Consider the following 16,786-nt stretch of genomic DNA (forward strand, 5'->3'; position numbering starts at 1 on the left):
AATATTTGAAAATTCTTCTTTGTTTTGGTACACGGCCCGAGGCTATTAAAATGGCTCCGATCATTAAAGAACTCGATCGTCAGCATATTTCTTATAAAGTGTGTGTAACAGCTCAGCATCGAGAAATGTTGGATCAGGTATTGGATTTTTTCGAAATCATTCCGGATTATGATCTTAGTTTGATGAAGACAGGCCAAAGTCTAAACTCTTTGAGTGCTTCCATATTAAATTCTATAGACCCTGTTTTAGATGATTATAAACCAGACGTAGCTTTAGTTCAGGGGGATACGACAACTGCAGCTATGGTAGCTTTGGGTAGTTTTCATAAAAATATAAGGATAGGTCATATTGAGGCAGGTTTAAGAACCTATGATAAAAGGTCTCCGTTTCCGGAAGAAGCAAATAGACAACTTATAAGTAGATTAGCCGATTTTCATTTTGCGCCCACTTCAGACTCTAAAACAAATTTGGAGAATGAAATGGTAGATGCAAAGAGTATTTTAGTTACCGGAAATACGGTAGTAGATTCACTTAAATGGGCAATTAAAAAGATCGATGATCAAGAATCTGAGGAAATAATAAAGATTAAAGGTCTAATAAATGAGGAAAAGAAATTGATCCTTGTTACTGGACATAGAAGAGAGAATTTTGGGTCTGGTTTAAAAAATATTTGTGAAGCATTAATAGATATATCTCATTTAGAGAATGTTCAAATTATTTATCTTCTTCATCTTAATCCTAATGTATCTGGTCCTGTAAAGGAAATTTTAGGAAAAGTAAAAAATATTTGTCTAATTCCTCCTGTTACTTATCCTACTATGATCTTTTTAATGCAGAAATGTGATCTTATAATTTCAGATTCCGGGGGTATTCAGGAAGAAGCACCTAGTTTTAATAAGCAGGTATTGGTAACACGTAATCACACAGAACGAATGGAAGGAATTAAAGGCGGATTTTGCTATTTGGTTGGAACTAATTCTTCTGTAATAGTTCAAAAAGCTAAAGAAGTTCTAACTAACCCTACTAATAATTTAGACAAAGTGAACCCTTATGGAGATGGATCTGCTTCTCAGAAAATTATCGAATTTCTAAAGATAAAGTAACATTCTAAAACGGCATACCTAGAAAAGAGTTTCTTTAGACTTAATATTTTATATTTGTAACTCGCACTGCTTGCGGCTCCTCATTTTTTATAGAAATTAAAAAGATTATTTAATTGTCTGCTAAACAAAAGATCTTAGTTGTTGTTGAATCTATTGATGTTGAAGACAGCAGCGGTGCTAAGGCTAATTTGGCTCTTATAACTAATCTACAATCTGTAGGATATCAATTAAAAGTACTTCATTATACTAGGAAAGATATACAAGTATCGGATGTTGAATGTGTAGCCGTAAAAGAAAATAGGAGAAGTTTATACTTCTATTTAAGTCGCTTAGAAAGGCAAATACGCTACATTTTAAAAATTAAATTGAGTAAGCCATTAGAAAATATTTTTGGATTTTCTTTTACCCTTTTTAATGATAGAAATAGCATAGTTTCTGCTCTTAAAGACTTAGATCATTCAGAATTTGATCTTGTTCTCACCCTTAGCCAAGGCGGTAGGTTTAGACCGCATCATGCATTACTTAAATTACCACATCTTCATAATAAATGGATGGCATATATTCATGATCCTTATCCAATGCACCTATATCCTGAGCCTTACCCATGGAAAGAGCCGGGATATAAGATCAAGGCTGAATTTATGGAGGAAGTTTCTGTGAAAGCTGCATTTCATGCTTTTCCCAGTAAATTATTAATGGAATGGATGGGGAACTATTTTGAGGGATTTGCAAAAAAAGGTATAGTTATCCCACATCAGATCTTGGAGGAACAATTTCAATTAGAAATTACTTCAAATTATTTTGATGCTTCTAATTTTAATATTGTTCATTCTGGTAACCTGTTATGGGGCAGAGATCCTAAAGGATTGATCAATGGTTATTTAAAATTTATCAATAACATTCCAGAGGCTAAAGATCAAAGTTGTTTGATATTTTTAGGCGGTAAGAATCATTATACAAAGCAGTTATTGCATTACCATGAAGAGTACGAGAACATCTTTGTAAGTGGCAACTACGTGCCTTTTGAAGAAACTCAGTACATACAAAAGAATAGTGCTGTGAATGTAATATTAGAAGCGAAGGCGGAATCAAGTCCCTTCTTACCTGGGAAATTTCCTCATTGTGTTTTAGCAAATAAACCTATTTTGCTGCTTGGTCCCCCTGTGAGTGAATCAAGACGATTATTAGGAGAAGGTTACAAATTTTGGTCAGAAATAGATTCAGAAGAAATTATTGCTGACTTGCTCGGGGAACTTTATAAAAACTGGAAATTAAAATCTGGCAATCTCAGTTTAAATAGACCAGATTTAGAAAATTACTTATCAGTGGACCATTTGAGATTGACAGTAAATAGAATTTTCCTAAAAATAGAAGCATGAAGATATTAATGGTTTCTATGTTTTCTAATCATTTTTTTAATTGGACCAAACAATTGGAATGTCAAGGGCATACCATTTATTGGCTCGATGTGTATGATGCCAATATTGAAGTAGAGAAAATAAGCTTTGTACACCATATAATTGGTTGGAGAAATAAAACAGATTATCCGGGCAGATATACGATAAAGAAAGAATTACCAAAACTCTATGATTTTATTAATAAGTTCAATCAAAATAAGCTAGCAGATATTTTCGAGAAAAAAATGATTGAAATACAGCCAGATCTGGTACAAAGTTTTGAAATGTTTTCTTCCTGTGTACCAATTCTTGAAGTAATGCGAAAATATCCAAAAACCAAATGGGTTTATAATATTTGGGGAAACGATCTCTTCTATTTTAAAGAATTTCCTAAGCAAAAAGCACAAATCAAGGAAGTTTTAAAAAGAATAAATTATCTCTTTTCAGATTGCGAAAGAGATCATGAAATTGCTATGGAGCTTGGGTTTAACAGAGAGTTTTTAGGAGTTTTTCCAACAGGTGGGGGATATGATCTTGACAAATATGAAAAATTCCTAAAGGTAGCTTCTGAAAGAAAAACGATTTTAATAAAAGGTTATGAGCATGAATTTGGTAGGTGTATTAAAGTATTAGAGGCAATTACAACGATGAAATCTGAATTATCAGGTTATAATATTGTTGTATTTGGAGCAAATGAAAAAGTGGAAGTTTTCTGTAAAGAAAACAATCTAGATGATTGGGATAATTTAATTATTTACAAGCAAAGAGCACATTCCGAAATTTTGAAGTTGATGGGAGGATCTTTGATCTATGTAGGTAACAGTGTATCAGACGGAATGCCGAATACCTTATTGGAAGCTATCATTATGGGTGTGTTTCCTATTCAGTCTAATCCTGGGGGAGCCACCTCAGAAATGATCACTCATGGCGTGAATGGATTTTTAATAAACGATGCGGAAGATTCCTCTGAAATAAAAAGCTTAATTGCTCAAGCTTTGAAAGATCCAAATCTATTAAAATCTGGTGTAGACTATAACTTAGAAAATATAAAGCCTAAATTAGAACGACGTTTTATTGCGAATCAGGTAAATCAGAAATATCAATATCTACAACAAGCCTTATAATTTGCTGACGATAATTTATTCATATAGAAATCGAGACTTAAATAGATTAGAGAATTCGTTCAATTCTTTGGCTAGGCAATCTGTAAAAGATTTTGATGTTATCTTGGTAGATTATGGTTCTGAACCAGATTTGGCTAAGAATGCTAAGGAGTTATGTTCAAAGTATAAATTTATTTCTTACATATATCGATTTGCCCAATATCAACCTTGGAATAAATCTAAAGCATTAAACTCAGTGATCAAAGACCTGAAAACTGAACAATGTTTTGTTGCAGATGTTGATATGATCTTCAGAAGTGATTTTATTGAAATAGCCTATTCTTTAAAAGATCCAGAGAACATTACTTATTTTGAAGTTGGATTTTTAGGTCCGAAGGAAGATCTAAAAGATCTGAATTTTGCTGATATAACCAATTATAGAAAAAGTACTCATGAAGCTACAGGGCTTAGTTTATTTCCTGTTACTGCTTTAAAACAGATACGCGGCTTCGATGAGTTTTACCATTTCTGGGGAGCAGAAGATACAGACGTTCATAAAAGATTAATTGATAAGGGCTATAAAACAGATTTCTATAATTCAGAAACATTGATGTTCCATCAGTGGCATCCTAGTTATAGAAGTTCAGAGTCTAAAAAAATAACTAAAGATTTTCAGATCTCTGGAATAGTACAATTAAACCACCAGTATTTACAGAATGGTCTGCTTAAAACGTCTACAGAAGTAAATGCGAAAGGATGGGGCGAAACTTTGCTAAACGAAGAACTGCAAAGCTTAGAAAAGGAATCTGTAAACCTAATTTTGAATACTGAAAAAAGGAAAATAGATAATTTACTATTTGGGATTCTTCCAAATCTAGGAAACGGAATTTTAAAAGTGAGAATTGAAAGTTTAAAGAAGGATAATCTTAGACAAATGCTTAAGAAAAGTATGGGGAAAAAAGTTCCTGAATGTTACTCATTAAAAAAAGTAAATGACTTGATTTTGCTGCATCTCATCTCATATTATAGAGATTTACCCTATACCTTTAAAATAGATGATAAATTGCAAAGTATAGAATTTGCTTTGAAAATAACAAATAGATAAAAAGATTAGCTCTGAAAAAGCAAAAGAACATAGCCATCATTCCCGCTCGAGGAGGATCTAAAAGATTACCGGGTAAAAACATCAAGTTATTAGATGGGTTACCCTTAATTGTGCATAGTATTAATTTTGCCAAAGAGAATTTAGGTATTATAGATAAGATTGTTATTTCTACAGATCATGATGAGATAAAAAAGATAGCAAAAACCAATGGAGCAGAAGTTATTGATAGACCTTTAGAATTAGCTCAAGATCTAACATCTACCTTAGAAGTTCTTCATCATATAATGGATGAGCTAGATGAGCAGTATGATAACGTAATATTATTACAACCTACCAATCCTTTAAGACCTCAACATTTATTAGAAAACGCATATTCACACTATCTAAAAGGTAATTTTAATAGTTTAATGACTGTGACTCGAAATCATCAAAAATTCGGAAAAATAAAAGATTCTAGGTTCGTACCCTTCAATTATAATATGGGGGAAAGAAGTCAGGATCTGGAGCCTTTATATTTTGAAAACGGATTGCTTTATATTGTCAAAGCTCAAATTATAAAAAATGGAGAACTGTTAGCTCCTAATAATTGTGCTTATGTGATAGACCATCTCTGGGCGAAGGTTGATATTGATACCTTAGAAGATTTTGAATATGCGGAGTTTTTAATGAAAAAGGAGAATAGAAAATAAGATGATACACATGAAACCATATATTGAAATATCTGGAAGAAAGATTGGAGAAGATTATCCGCCTTTAGTAATTGCTGAAATTGGTATTAACCATGAAGGTTCGTTAAAAACGGCTAAAGAAATGGTTGATGCTGCGCATAGAGCTGGAGCAGAGATGGTTAAACATCAAACTCATATTGTAGAAGACGAAATGAGTTCTGAGGCTAAAAAGGTGATCCCCGGAAATGCAGATATTTCTATTTATGAAATAATGAAACGTTGTGCTTTAGATGAATCAGATGAAAGAAGCTTAAAAGAGTATGTTGAAAGCAAGGGTATGATCTTTATTTCTACCCCTTTTTCTAGAGCAGCAGCAAACAGGTTAGAAAATTTTGATATTCCGGCTTACAAAATAGGTAGTGGAGAATGTAATAATTATCCCTTGTTAGAACATATTGCCGGTTTTGGAAAACCTGTAATTCTAAGCACAGGTATGAACAGTATTGAAAGCGTTAAAAAAGCGGTTGCTATATTTGATAAGTACAAAGTTCCGGTTGCTCTACTACATACAACTAACTTATACCCAACCCCAATACATTTGGTAAGATTAGGAGCTATGCAGGAACTTCATAATTCTTTTCCAGAAAAAGTTTTCGGATTGTCAGATCACACTTTAAATAATAATGCCTGCTTAGGTGCTGTGGCTTTAGGTGCTTCTATTTTAGAAAGACACTTTACAGATCATATAAAACGTACTGGGCCTGATATTATTTGCAGTATGGATGAAAAAGCTTGTGGAGAACTTATAATTTCTAGTGCTGAAATTGCGCAAATGAGAGGAGGTAAAAAGGAAGCGGCATTAGAAGAAAAGGTGACTATAGATTTTGCATTTGCAACGGTGTGTACTATAAAAAACATTAAAAAGGGAGAGGTGTTCTCAAAGGAAAATATTTGGGTAAAGCGTCCTGGCACTGGAGAAATCTTAGCAGAGAATTATGATCATGTCTTGGGTAAGATGGCCATTTCAGATATAGAGAATGACAATCAATTAAAATGGTCTGATATTGTTAAGTAAGACTAATAAAGCAATGACTAAAAAAAGAATTCTTTTCTTAACAGGCACCAGAGCAGATTTTGGAAAGATAAAATCGCTTATTCAGATCTTAGATTCGGATGTAGACTTTGAAGTCTTTGTTTTTGTAACCGGAATGCATCTTCAGCATGAATATGGGTATACTTTACTTGAAATTGAACGCTGTAATTTTTCCAACGTTCATACCTTCGAAAATTTTACTCATGAAACTACCATGGATCTCACTTTGGCAAAGACTATTGAAGGTTTGTCTAGATATATTAAGGAGATCGATCCAGACATGATCGTAGTACATGGAGATCGAGTTGAAACTTTAGCAGGAGCTATTGTAGGATCACTAAATAATATTTTAGTGGCGCATATAGAGGGTGGTGAGATCTCTGGAACAGTAGATGAATTGATACGACATAGCGTAAGTAAGTTGAGTCACATTCATTTTGTTTCTAATAATGAAGCATGTAAGAGGTTAATTCAAATGGGAGAATTGGAGAATTCGATCTTTGAAATTGGATCACCGGATATCGATCTAATGTTATCTCCTTATCTTCCTTCTTTGGATGTAGTTAAAGAATATTATCAAATTCCATTTGAGAATTATGCAGTAGCAATGTTTCATCCTGTTACCACAGAAGTTTTACATATAGAGACCTATGTGAAAAACTTTGTAGATGCTTTATTGAATGATGATCATAATTATGTAGTGATCTATCCTAATAATGACCTAGGAAGTAAAACTATTTTGAAAGAATACAAACGTATTTTAGATAATAAAAGATTCAGGGTTATTCCATCTTTAAGATTTGAATATTTTCTGAGTCTACTAAAGGAAACTCAATTTATAATTGGTAATAGCAGTGCCGGGATTCGTGAAGCTCCTTATTACAAAATACCAATAATAAACATTGGAACAAGACAGCAAAATAGATCTCAATTTGCAGATATTATCCATGTAGATTATGATACTAAAAGCATAAGCAAAGCATTATATATGGTAGAAGATCACCAAATCAGCTATCAACAAACTTCCTATGGAAAGGGGAATAGTGCAGTTGAGTTTTTGACATCTCTTAAGAATTCTACTTTATGGGAAATAAATCATCAGAAACAATTTAAAGATCTATAGTTTGCTAAATAACTTCTGAATTGTTTTTAATACTTTTTAGAATCTTCCCCTTACTCACTATTATTTTTATCTTTGGCTAATACCTATTTATCATTATAAAATTTGAGCTCTAAAAAAATTTTAATTTTACTTCCTGATGGTGTAGGTTTAAGAAACTTTTCCTTTTCTAATTTTGTAGAGATTGGAGAGCAATTAGGGTGGGAGGTGATCTTTTGGAATCAAACTCCGTTCGATTTGAGTTCTCTTGGATTAAAGGAAATCAAACTTCAAGTTAAACCAAGACCATTTACAGATCTTATAAAAAGAGCTAAGATAAATTCAGAACTAAGTCATTTCGAAAATAAATGGAATGATTCGGTATATAGTTCTTATAAATTCTCGCCTTCCTCTAGAGGAATTAAAGCAAGACTCAAAAATACAATTGTCTCAATTTTAGAGAGCCGATCAAAGAATGAGAATGGATTAAAGCAATTGAGAAATAGGTTAAAAAAGTCTGAACGAAGTTCCAAATTTTACGATCATTGCAAAGTGGTCTTAAAAAGAGAAAAGCCGGATATTGTATTTTGTACCAGTCAGAGACCAGTAACGGCAATAGCACCACTTACTGCAGCGCAAGATTTAAATATTCCAACCGCTTCCTTCATCTTTTCCTGGGATAACCTGTCTAAAGCCACATTAGTGGTAGAAGCAGATCACTATTTTGTTTGGAGTAAATATATGGTGGACGAATTGGTTAAATATTATCCTTATATAAATACCAATAATATACATATTACAGGCACACCACAGTTTGAAGCTCATTACAATGCCAGCTTACTTATATCTAAAGAAGTTTTTTTTGAACAGCATAATTTAGATCTTAAAAAAAAATATATATGTTTTAGCGGAGATGATATTACAACTTCACCCGATGATCCTCAGTACTTGGAAGATCTGGCAAAAGCGGTGCAAACTTTAAATGCTGAAGGACTTCATCTAGGTATCATATTTAGAAGATGCCCTGTAGATTTTTCGGGAAGATATCAGGCTGTTATAGATACATATCCTGAAATAATAAAAGAGATAAGTCCTTTGTGGGAGAAACAAGGCGATAGTTGGAATACCATTTTGCCAACCAAAGAAGATTTGGCCTTACAGGTGAATACTGTACATTATAGCAGTGTTTTGATTAATTTAGGTTCTACTATGGTGTTTGATGCCGTAACTCATAAGAAACCTTGCTTTTATATCAATTATGATGTAGAAAATAAAAAAGTTGAAGATTGGAGCACAGAAAATATTTATAAATATGTTCATTTTAGATCGATGCCATCTTCCAAATCTGTAATATGGATAAATAGTAAGAATGAGATAGCAAATAAAATTGCAAGCTTACTAAATAACGATGATGAAGACGTCATTAGAAATGCCAAGACTTGGTTTAACTTGATCAATGAATCTCCAGCAGATAAGGCTTCAGAACGTATCTGGAAATGTTTAGAGAAGATCAAAACAAATAATTAATTATTTAATCTATGGAGAATACTGTTCCAAAATTATCTATTGTTAGCCCTGTTTATCAAAGTGAGGCTACTCTTGAACTTTTAGTTTCAGAGGTCGAAAGGGTAATGAAGAGTATGCAGGTTTCTTATGAGATAATTCTTGTAGATGACAGAAGTAAAGATAATAGCTGGAGTATTCTTCAAAGCATATCAAAAAAAAATGTTGAAGTAACTGCTGTAAGATTAAGTAGAAATTTTGGACAGCACCCTGCAATTATGGCTGGTTTATCAATAACTAAAGGGGATTGGGTGGTGGTTCTAGATTGTGATCTTCAAGATCAACCTAAAGAAATTGTCAAACTATATGAAAAGGCAATGGAGGGCTATGATGTTGTTTTGGCTAAAAGAGTTGATAGACAAGATTCTTTTTTAAAAAAAACTTCCTCTTTTATTTTTTCTAAATCTTATAAAATATTTACTGATACACATTACGATCATGAAATTGCAAATTTCGGAATATACAAAAAGAAGGTAATTTCATCAATATTAGAAATATCAGATTACATAAAATTCTTTCCTTTATTTGTCAAATTTGTTGGTTTTAATGTTACATCTTTAGAGGTTGATCATGCCAATAGAGAAGAAGGGAAATCTAGTTATAGCTATTCTAAGTTGATTAGTTTGGCATTTAATACTATCATTTCATTTTCTAATAAACCATTAAAACTATTTATGAAGTTTGGGTTGTTGGTTTCTATATTATCATTTTTAGTTGGTGTTTATTATATGAACTTAGCTTTTACGGGAAAGATAGAAGTGTTAGGATTTAGTTCCATTATTATTTCCATTTGGTTCCTCTCGGGTGTGATTATTACTACCATTGGAGTTTGTGGAATATATTTAGGTAAGATATTCGATCAAACAAAAAATCGACCTGTGTATATAATTGATGAGATTGTATGAAAGTAATTTTAAAAGGTTGGGATTCCAATTTTTTCAACCTGAAAGTTGGAGAGTATAAAGTTGAAAATAATGTTGGGCAAAACGTCAAAGCAGCTCACTTTGATTTAATTTATTGTTATTCAGAATGTGAAATTAATTTATCTCTTTCAAACTTTCTTAACAGCTATTCTGAAATTCAATTAAATTTTAGAAAAAAAATAATTCCTATAAACTATAAACATCCTGAAATATTTGAACTAAACCAATTATCAGAATTTGATATAAATGAACTTTATGAATTAGCTTATGAAAGCGGTAAGTATAGCCGTTTTAAATTAGACCCAAAATTCTCCGAAAAACAGTTTCAGGAATTATATGAAAAATGGATTGATAATTCTATAAATTCACAATTTGCAGATATCTTCTTAATTTTTTTCAAGGATGAAAAGATTACTGGATTTGTGACTTGTAATGTGGGAAAAGATTCTGGTTCTATAGGTTTATTAGCTGTAAACGAGAATCAACAAGGAAAAGGAATTGGTCGAATTTTAATACATAGCTTAGAATCATATTTACATAAAAGTAATATTGAAATACTAAATGTGGTTACTCAATCTGAAAATAATGTAGCTGTTGACTTTTATACAAAAATGGGATTCGAATTAATAACTAAGAAATATATTAAACATTATTGGAAATTATGATTCCCTTCAACAAACCATATTTTACAGGAAATGAATCTCGCTACATTGAAGAGGCAGTAAAGTCTGGTAAAATCTCTGGCAACGGTAATTTCACTAAAAGATGTCAACATTTTTTTGAGCAGGAATTTGGTTTTAACAAGTGCCTACTTACCACATCTTGTACAGATGCCTTGGAAATGGCAGCTATCTTACTAGATATTCAGCTGGGAGATGAGGTTATAATGCCTTCTTACACTTTTGTTTCTACTGCCAATGCATTTGTTTTACGAGGTGCCAAGATAATTTTTGCAGATAGCAAAAACACATACCCGGGATTCGATGAACATTCTCTAGAGCGTTTGATTACTCCTAGAACAAAAGCAATTGTACCGGTTCATTATGCAGGTGTGGCGTGTAATATGGATTTGATCATGGATCTTGCGAAAAAATATGATCTATTTGTAGTAGAAGATGCGGCTCAAGCAATTGGAGCATACTATACAGATAGAAACGGAATTCAAAAGGCATTAGGTTCTATTGGACACTTGGCAGCATTTTCTTTTCATGAAACTAAAAATATTATCTCCGGAGAAGGAGGGATGTTGGTTATAAATGATGACAATTTTGTGGAAAGAGCAGAGATTATTTGGGAAAAGGGTACAAATAGGGAACAATTTTTTAGAGGTGAGATCAATAAATATGAATGGGTAGATATAGGTTCTTCGTTCTTACCTTCTGAAATTGTTGCTGCTTTTCTTTGGGCACAATTAGAAAACATAGAAAGTATCCAACAAAAAAGGCTTCAATTATGGAATACATATAACGAAGAGCTGAAAGATTGGGCCTCACAAAATGAAATAAGACTTCCATTTATTCCTGAATATGCAAGTAATAATGCCCATATGTTTTATTTAGTATGCAAATCTTTAGAACAGAGAAGCAGACTCATAGAATTTCTTAGAGAAAATGAAATTTTAGCGGTATTTCATTATGTTAGTTTACATTCGAGTGAATACTATAGAAAGAATAACGAATATTTTCAATTATCCAACTCAGATATTTATACAGAGCGGCTAGTGAGATTGCCCTTCTTTTTTGAGTTAGAAATAAATAAGGTGATAGATGTACTTAAAAAATTTCATTAAACATTCTGGAAAGTTTTTTGAGATCGTCTTTTTGTGTTTAACGGTAATATATGCGTCTCTGAGCGCATACTATTTTTTAACACTTCCGGGAGATAGTGTAGATGAGATAGTATTCTTGAACGATCTTAATCTTATTGAAACTAAAGGTTGGTATACTGCTATTTCTAAAAACATATCTATCCCTTATTTGGGGCTTGTTTACCCTCTATCTATTTTAACAGGAAAAGTGGTTGCGCTTAGGTTGATAAATGTGATCTTATTGATATTGTTGCTCTTCTATTTCTATTTTAGAAAATTGAGCAAAATTGGTTTTAGCTTTTTGATATTTTATATTAGTACTGTTGGGTATTTTTATAGTGGAACTAATGATACCTTATTCGTGTTCAGTTTAGTTGTTTTTTTAAATGAAATAAGAAGGGCAGCTAATAAGGAAAGTTACAGCGTGAATTTAGCATTAATAAGCCTTTTAATAGCTGCTTTTACTAGAGAATTGTATCTCGTTTATTTACCGGTAATCCTTATAGGATTATTTATTATGGTAAAAGTTGGGATTAATTTGAATAAGAGAAGCTGGATTCCATTAGTACTGTTAGCTATATTTTTATTCTGTAATTTACCATCGCTAGTTTCAAACGGGAACTTATCTTACGATAGAAAGTCACCTCCAGAAGAGGTGCATGCAACTTGGACTCAGCGTCAATATTTAGCTCAAATTATGGTTAATAATGGGAAATTGCCAAATTATTATCATCCTAGTTGGGAACAAACAGATGAATATTTAAAAATAAATGGAGATAAATCATTACCAGATGGAATTCTTCAAGGTTTATTTTTTGATGTTTCATTTACCTTAAAAGAATTTGTAAAGGATCTGGTACATGTATTTATTTATAGCTCTAGAGGACTAGGGTTTATATTGTTAATATGTTTAGGTTACCTATTTTTAGAGATATTAAAAAACAGAAGTATCAGTTTAAATCTATTTTCTCCCGGTGTAGCTTTAATAATGCTTATTATATTTTCATTGATTATAATTTCTTATGTTGAAATGAGGTGGCTTAGTCCTATATTTATTCTGTTAATTGCATATTATAGCGATCTAATAAGGGTAAATAAAATTCACTTTCTGTTAAAAAATATCAATTTATTTTTCTTTTGTATCCTTGCAGGGTATGGAGTTTTCAAAATATTAAACCGAATTTATTAAATGATGCATATTGCCTTCATAACTCCAGAATATCCTCATTCATTCACCAATAGTTCCGGAGGTTTGGGCACCAGTATTAAAAATCTCGCACACTCGCTGATACATCAAGGTATGGAAGTGAGTATTTTTATATATGCTCAAGATCAAAACAAAACTTTTAAAGAAAAAAAAATCAATTTTTATCTTATAAAACAAAAGAGCTATAAATTTGGTGGCTTTTATTTTTACAGGAAATATCTTCAGCAATACATAAATAAAAAAGTAAAAGAAAAATCTATAGATCTTTTAGAAGCTCCAGACTGGACAGGGATCACTGCTTTTATGAAGTTCAAATGTCCTTTGGTGATAAGGCTTAATGGCTCTGATGGTTATTTTTGCCATTTAGAAAATAGAGAACAAAAGCCTAAGAATAGATTATTTGAAAAAAGAGCCTTGCAAGCTGCAAATGCAATAATTTCTGTAAGTGCTTTTACAGCAAAAGTAACATCTGATATCTTTAAATTAGAAAAGAAGATAACAGTTATTCATAACAGTCTAGATCCAAATAATTTTATGCCTTCAACCTTAAAGGTTGATAAAAACTTGTTGCTATATTTTGGTACTATAATTCGTAAAAAGGGAGTATTAGAATTAGCTAGTATCTTTAATAAAGTAGTACAAGAGAAACCAAATGCTAAACTTCTCTTATTAGGAAAAGATGTGGTAGATGTTTTTGAAAACAAATCGACTTTAGAATTATTTATAACTTCGCTAAGTAAAGAGGCCAAATCTATGGTAGAACATTTACAAGAAGTAAGTTATTCGGAAGTTCAAAACTACATAGCATCTGCCAAGGTAATACTGCTTCCAAGTTTTGCAGAAGCATTGCCAATGACGTGGTTAGAAGCTATGTCTATGGAAAAGGCTTTGGTAACATCTAATGTGGGATGGGCTCCAGAGGTAATGATAGATGGCGAAACAGGCTTTACAGGAGATCCTAAAGATCATGCCTCTTATGCCAGTAAGATCGTTAAGTTAATGAATGAAAATCACTTGAATGAACAAATGGGCAAAGCTGCTCGTAAGCAAGTATTATCTAAATTCTCAACAGATGTAGTTGTCTTGCAAAATATTGAATTTTACAGGAAAGTTATCTTAGATTTTAAAGTTTAACCATTTTTAAATAGTATTTCAATTTATGATATTAATAGTCCATCAAAAAGCAAGTCAAGTTCTGGAAGTACTTAAAGCTGGAAAATCTTTAGATATTAAATTTAATTCATGTGTTGAAGCCTTTTGGAGTCTCTCCGAAAAATTTGAAAATGAAATAATTGCTTGGTGCGATTTAGCTCTTAAACCTCATATAGATTTATCAACTTGGGATAATGTGTTTCATCATGATCTTATCATGGCTTCCTATGGTGTAAATACCATGTATCTTCCTCAAAGCATTGGATATGTAGATCAATTACCTTTTGCGAATGTTCTGTCTGAATTAACCTATGCTACTTGGAGAATGAGTGGTGATGTTGGCGGAATGAAGGGAGAGGTGATCTCAAAGTTTAAACATCTTTTTAATAATATTCATAACTTTGAATATTTAATCAACTCTATTGCTAAACTTGGACAACAAAATGGTCTTTTTTGTTATAGTGCACCAAGTTTAATTAAAATAGGAAAAATATCAAGTCTGAAATACACTGCTACTAAGAATGAACTTTTTTCTTTTGTATTTCAGCATTATAAAAGTTTTAGGGTTGTTGTTCTTTTTTGGTGCATTTTTAAATATGAAAAGGGATTTTCTTTAATCTCTTTTATTGCATCTTTCTTTAGATCGAAATTTTTTAAGGAGAAGATAGATCTATCAGATATTTCTATTAATTCAAATAAAGTATTTACAACCTCCAATGCTATAGATGTTATAATTCCAACCATTGGCAGAACTAAACATGTTTTACAAGTTCTTGATAATCTAAAAAATCAAACTTTATTACCTAAGAGAGTTATCATAATTGAGCAGAATCAGGGTCCAAATGCACATTCTGAGTTGACAGAAAAACTTAATGAGGAATATCCATTTGAAATCATTCATAGGTACATCCATCAAACAGGAGCATGTAACGCTCGAAATATTGCGTTAAAGGAAATTAAATCGGAATGGGTTTTCTTTTGTGATGACGATAACAGAATAGAGAATGATCTTTTAAGAAGAGGTCTAAAGGAAATAAGAAAATATGGAGTGGAGGTTTTAAATACGGCATATATCCAGATAGGAGAAAGTAGAATTTATGAAGATGTAAAACAATGGGGAACTTTTGGAGCTGGAAATGGAATTGTATTAACAAGTGCTATAAAAGATATAAGTTTTTCTATGGTATTTGAGCATAGTTATGGAGAAGATGTAGATTTTGGAATGCAATTAAGAAAGCTTGGGAAGGAGATTATGTATCATCCTGATTTAGAAATTATTCATCTAAAAGCCCCAATGGGAGGATTTAGAACGAAGCCTAAACTACCCTGGTTGTTAGAAGAATATGCTCCAAAACCTTCTCCTGCATTAATGGCCTTAGCATTAAAATATTATTCAAAACAACAATTATTAGGCTTTAAAACAGTGCTTTTTTTAAAATTCTATGCTTCTCAAACTATAAAGAATCCTTTTAAATATTATAATAATATGCAAAAGAGATGGGAAGCAAGCAATAAATGGGCCAAGTATTTAATTAAACAGAATGAATAATTTTTCGCCGATGGAATTACATTTTACGCTTATAATTTGTACCTACCAACGCTCAAAAGCGTTATGTAGGCTGCTTGATTCTATCAAAATTCAAACACTTTATCCAGATCAGATCTTAATAATTGATGGTTCTTTAGATAATGAAACTGAATTCTTATTATCTAAAAATCAGATCACGAATGTAGAATATTATAAAGTAACGGAAGATAATAGAGGGCTTACCAAACAGAGAAATTTTGGTGTTAACAAGGTGAATAGTACTACAGAAATTATATGTTTTTTAGATGATGATATTTTATTAACCGAAGATTATTTTCAAAATTTAATTTCTACTTATAAAACATATCCTACCGCAATTGGAGTAGGAGGTTATATAAAAGATGAAATAAAATGGTTTACAGCTGAGCAACCAGCTCAATTTGATGAATACTCTATTGATGGATATACTCGAAAATTAGGCAGCAGGAATTTATTTCGAAAGAAAATGAAGATGTTGAGTAATCATCCTCCAGGATATATGCCCGAATTTTCTAATGGGTTATCCATTAGTTTTTTGCCTCCCTCTGGCAAAATTTATCCTGTGGAATTTTTTATGGGTGGAGTTTCCTCTTACAGGAAAAGTCTTTTCGATGACATGAGATTTTCTGATTATTTTATTGGGTATGGTTTATATGAAGATATGGACTTTTGTTTAAGAGCATTTAAAAGAGGAAAATTATTTGTAAATACCAGTGCGCAACTATACCATTTACATGAAGAGGAGGGAAGACCTAATCAGTTTAAATATGGGAAAATGGTACTAAGAAACGGTTGGTATGTTTGGCGAGTTAAATATCCAAACCCATCTATAGCTGCTGTTCTAAAATGGAATTATATTGCATTTGTTCTTACCCTTATTCGCTTAGGGAATGTGATAACCACCTCTCAGAAAAAAGCGGCGTTTACAGAAACCTTAGGAAGAGTTGCGGGTTGGTTTAGTTTGATTTATAATAAACCAAAGATGGGAAATTAATTCCA

Annotated in this window: 15 protein-coding genes; all 15 read left to right on the forward strand. The window is 31.9% G+C overall.

Annotation, left to right across the window (positions count from 1 at the left end):
* Nucleotides 1–5: 5 nt before the first annotated feature.
* The 15 genes from wecB (at nt 6) to P163_RS09840 (ending at nt 16,781) form a co-directional block, all read left to right on the forward strand.
* Entirely contained in the window at nt 6–1,103 is a 1,098-nt protein-coding gene (wecB, locus tag P163_RS09770) for a non-hydrolyzing UDP-N-acetylglucosamine 2-epimerase (RefSeq protein ID WP_034890236.1), read from the forward strand.
* A gap of 113 nt (nt 1,104–1,216) precedes the next feature.
* Nucleotides 1,217–2,482 carry a glycosyltransferase family 1 protein gene (locus P163_RS09775; RefSeq protein WP_034890239.1) on the forward strand — a complete coding sequence of 422 codons (1,266 nt, stop codon included), beginning with the start codon at nt 1,217–1,219 and terminating at the stop codon, nt 2,480–2,482.
* Nucleotides 2,479–3,624 (forward strand): glycosyltransferase, encoded by a 1,146-nt coding sequence (locus tag P163_RS09780; RefSeq protein ID WP_034890242.1) that lies wholly within the window; start codon nt 2,479–2,481, stop codon nt 3,622–3,624. The genes P163_RS09775 and P163_RS09780 overlap by 4 nt, the downstream gene beginning before the upstream one ends.
* A 1-nt stretch (nt 3,625) precedes the next feature.
* Nucleotides 3,626–4,708 (forward strand): glycosyltransferase family 2 protein, encoded by a 1,083-nt coding sequence (locus P163_RS09785; RefSeq protein ID WP_034890245.1) that lies wholly within the window; start codon nt 3,626–3,628, stop codon nt 4,706–4,708.
* A 38-nt stretch (nt 4,709–4,746) separates the two neighbouring features.
* On the forward strand, nt 4,747–5,397 hold the full coding sequence (locus P163_RS09790; protein ID WP_316930088.1) for an acylneuraminate cytidylyltransferase family protein: 651 nt from the start codon (nt 4,747–4,749) through the stop codon (nt 5,395–5,397).
* A 10-nt stretch (nt 5,398–5,407) separates the two neighbouring features.
* Nucleotides 5,408–6,451 (forward strand): N-acetylneuraminate synthase family protein, encoded by a 1,044-nt coding sequence (locus P163_RS09795; RefSeq protein ID WP_034894232.1) that lies wholly within the window; start codon nt 5,408–5,410, stop codon nt 6,449–6,451.
* 13 nt (nt 6,452–6,464) lie between these two features.
* Nucleotides 6,465–7,592: a UDP-N-acetylglucosamine 2-epimerase gene (gene neuC, locus P163_RS09800; RefSeq protein WP_034894234.1), complete on the forward strand. Its 1,128-nt coding sequence runs from the start codon at nt 6,465–6,467 to the stop codon at nt 7,590–7,592.
* Nucleotides 7,593–7,694: 102 nt separating this feature from the next.
* Nucleotides 7,695–9,095: a UDP-glycosyltransferase gene (locus P163_RS09805; protein ID WP_034890250.1), complete on the forward strand. Its 1,401-nt coding sequence runs from the start codon at nt 7,695–7,697 to the stop codon at nt 9,093–9,095.
* An 11-nt stretch (nt 9,096–9,106) separates the two neighbouring features.
* Entirely contained in the window at nt 9,107–10,036 is a 930-nt protein-coding gene (locus tag P163_RS09810; RefSeq protein ID WP_034890253.1) for a glycosyltransferase family 2 protein, read from the forward strand.
* Nucleotides 10,033–10,719, forward strand: coding sequence for a GNAT family N-acetyltransferase (locus tag P163_RS09815; protein WP_034890255.1), 687 nt, complete (start codon nt 10,033–10,035; stop codon nt 10,717–10,719). Before P163_RS09810 ends, P163_RS09815 begins: the two co-directional genes overlap by 4 nt.
* Nucleotides 10,716–11,843 (forward strand): dTDP-4-amino-4,6-dideoxygalactose transaminase, encoded by a 1,128-nt coding sequence (gene rffA / locus P163_RS09820; RefSeq protein WP_034890258.1) that lies wholly within the window; start codon nt 10,716–10,718, stop codon nt 11,841–11,843. Before P163_RS09815 ends, rffA begins: the two co-directional genes overlap by 4 nt.
* Nucleotides 11,821–13,050, forward strand: coding sequence for a hypothetical protein (locus P163_RS09825; protein ID WP_034890261.1), 1,230 nt, complete (start codon nt 11,821–11,823; stop codon nt 13,048–13,050). Before rffA ends, P163_RS09825 begins: the two co-directional genes overlap by 23 nt.
* On the forward strand, nt 13,051–14,202 hold the full coding sequence (locus P163_RS09830) for a glycosyltransferase family 4 protein (RefSeq protein WP_231556183.1): 1,152 nt from the start codon (nt 13,051–13,053) through the stop codon (nt 14,200–14,202).
* A 25-nt stretch (nt 14,203–14,227) separates the two neighbouring features.
* Entirely contained in the window at nt 14,228–15,769 is a 1,542-nt protein-coding gene (locus tag P163_RS09835; RefSeq protein WP_034890264.1) for a glycosyltransferase family 2 protein, read from the forward strand.
* 10 nt (nt 15,770–15,779) lie between these two features.
* Nucleotides 15,780–16,781, forward strand: a complete 1,002-nt coding sequence (locus P163_RS09840; RefSeq protein WP_034894240.1) for a glycosyltransferase family 2 protein — start codon at nt 15,780–15,782, stop codon at nt 16,779–16,781.
* Nucleotides 16,782–16,786 lie beyond the last annotated feature (5 nt).

It is taken from the genome of Gillisia sp. Hel_I_29 (assembly GCF_000744275.1).
GTDB lineage: Bacteria > Bacteroidota > Bacteroidia > Flavobacteriales > Flavobacteriaceae > Gillisia.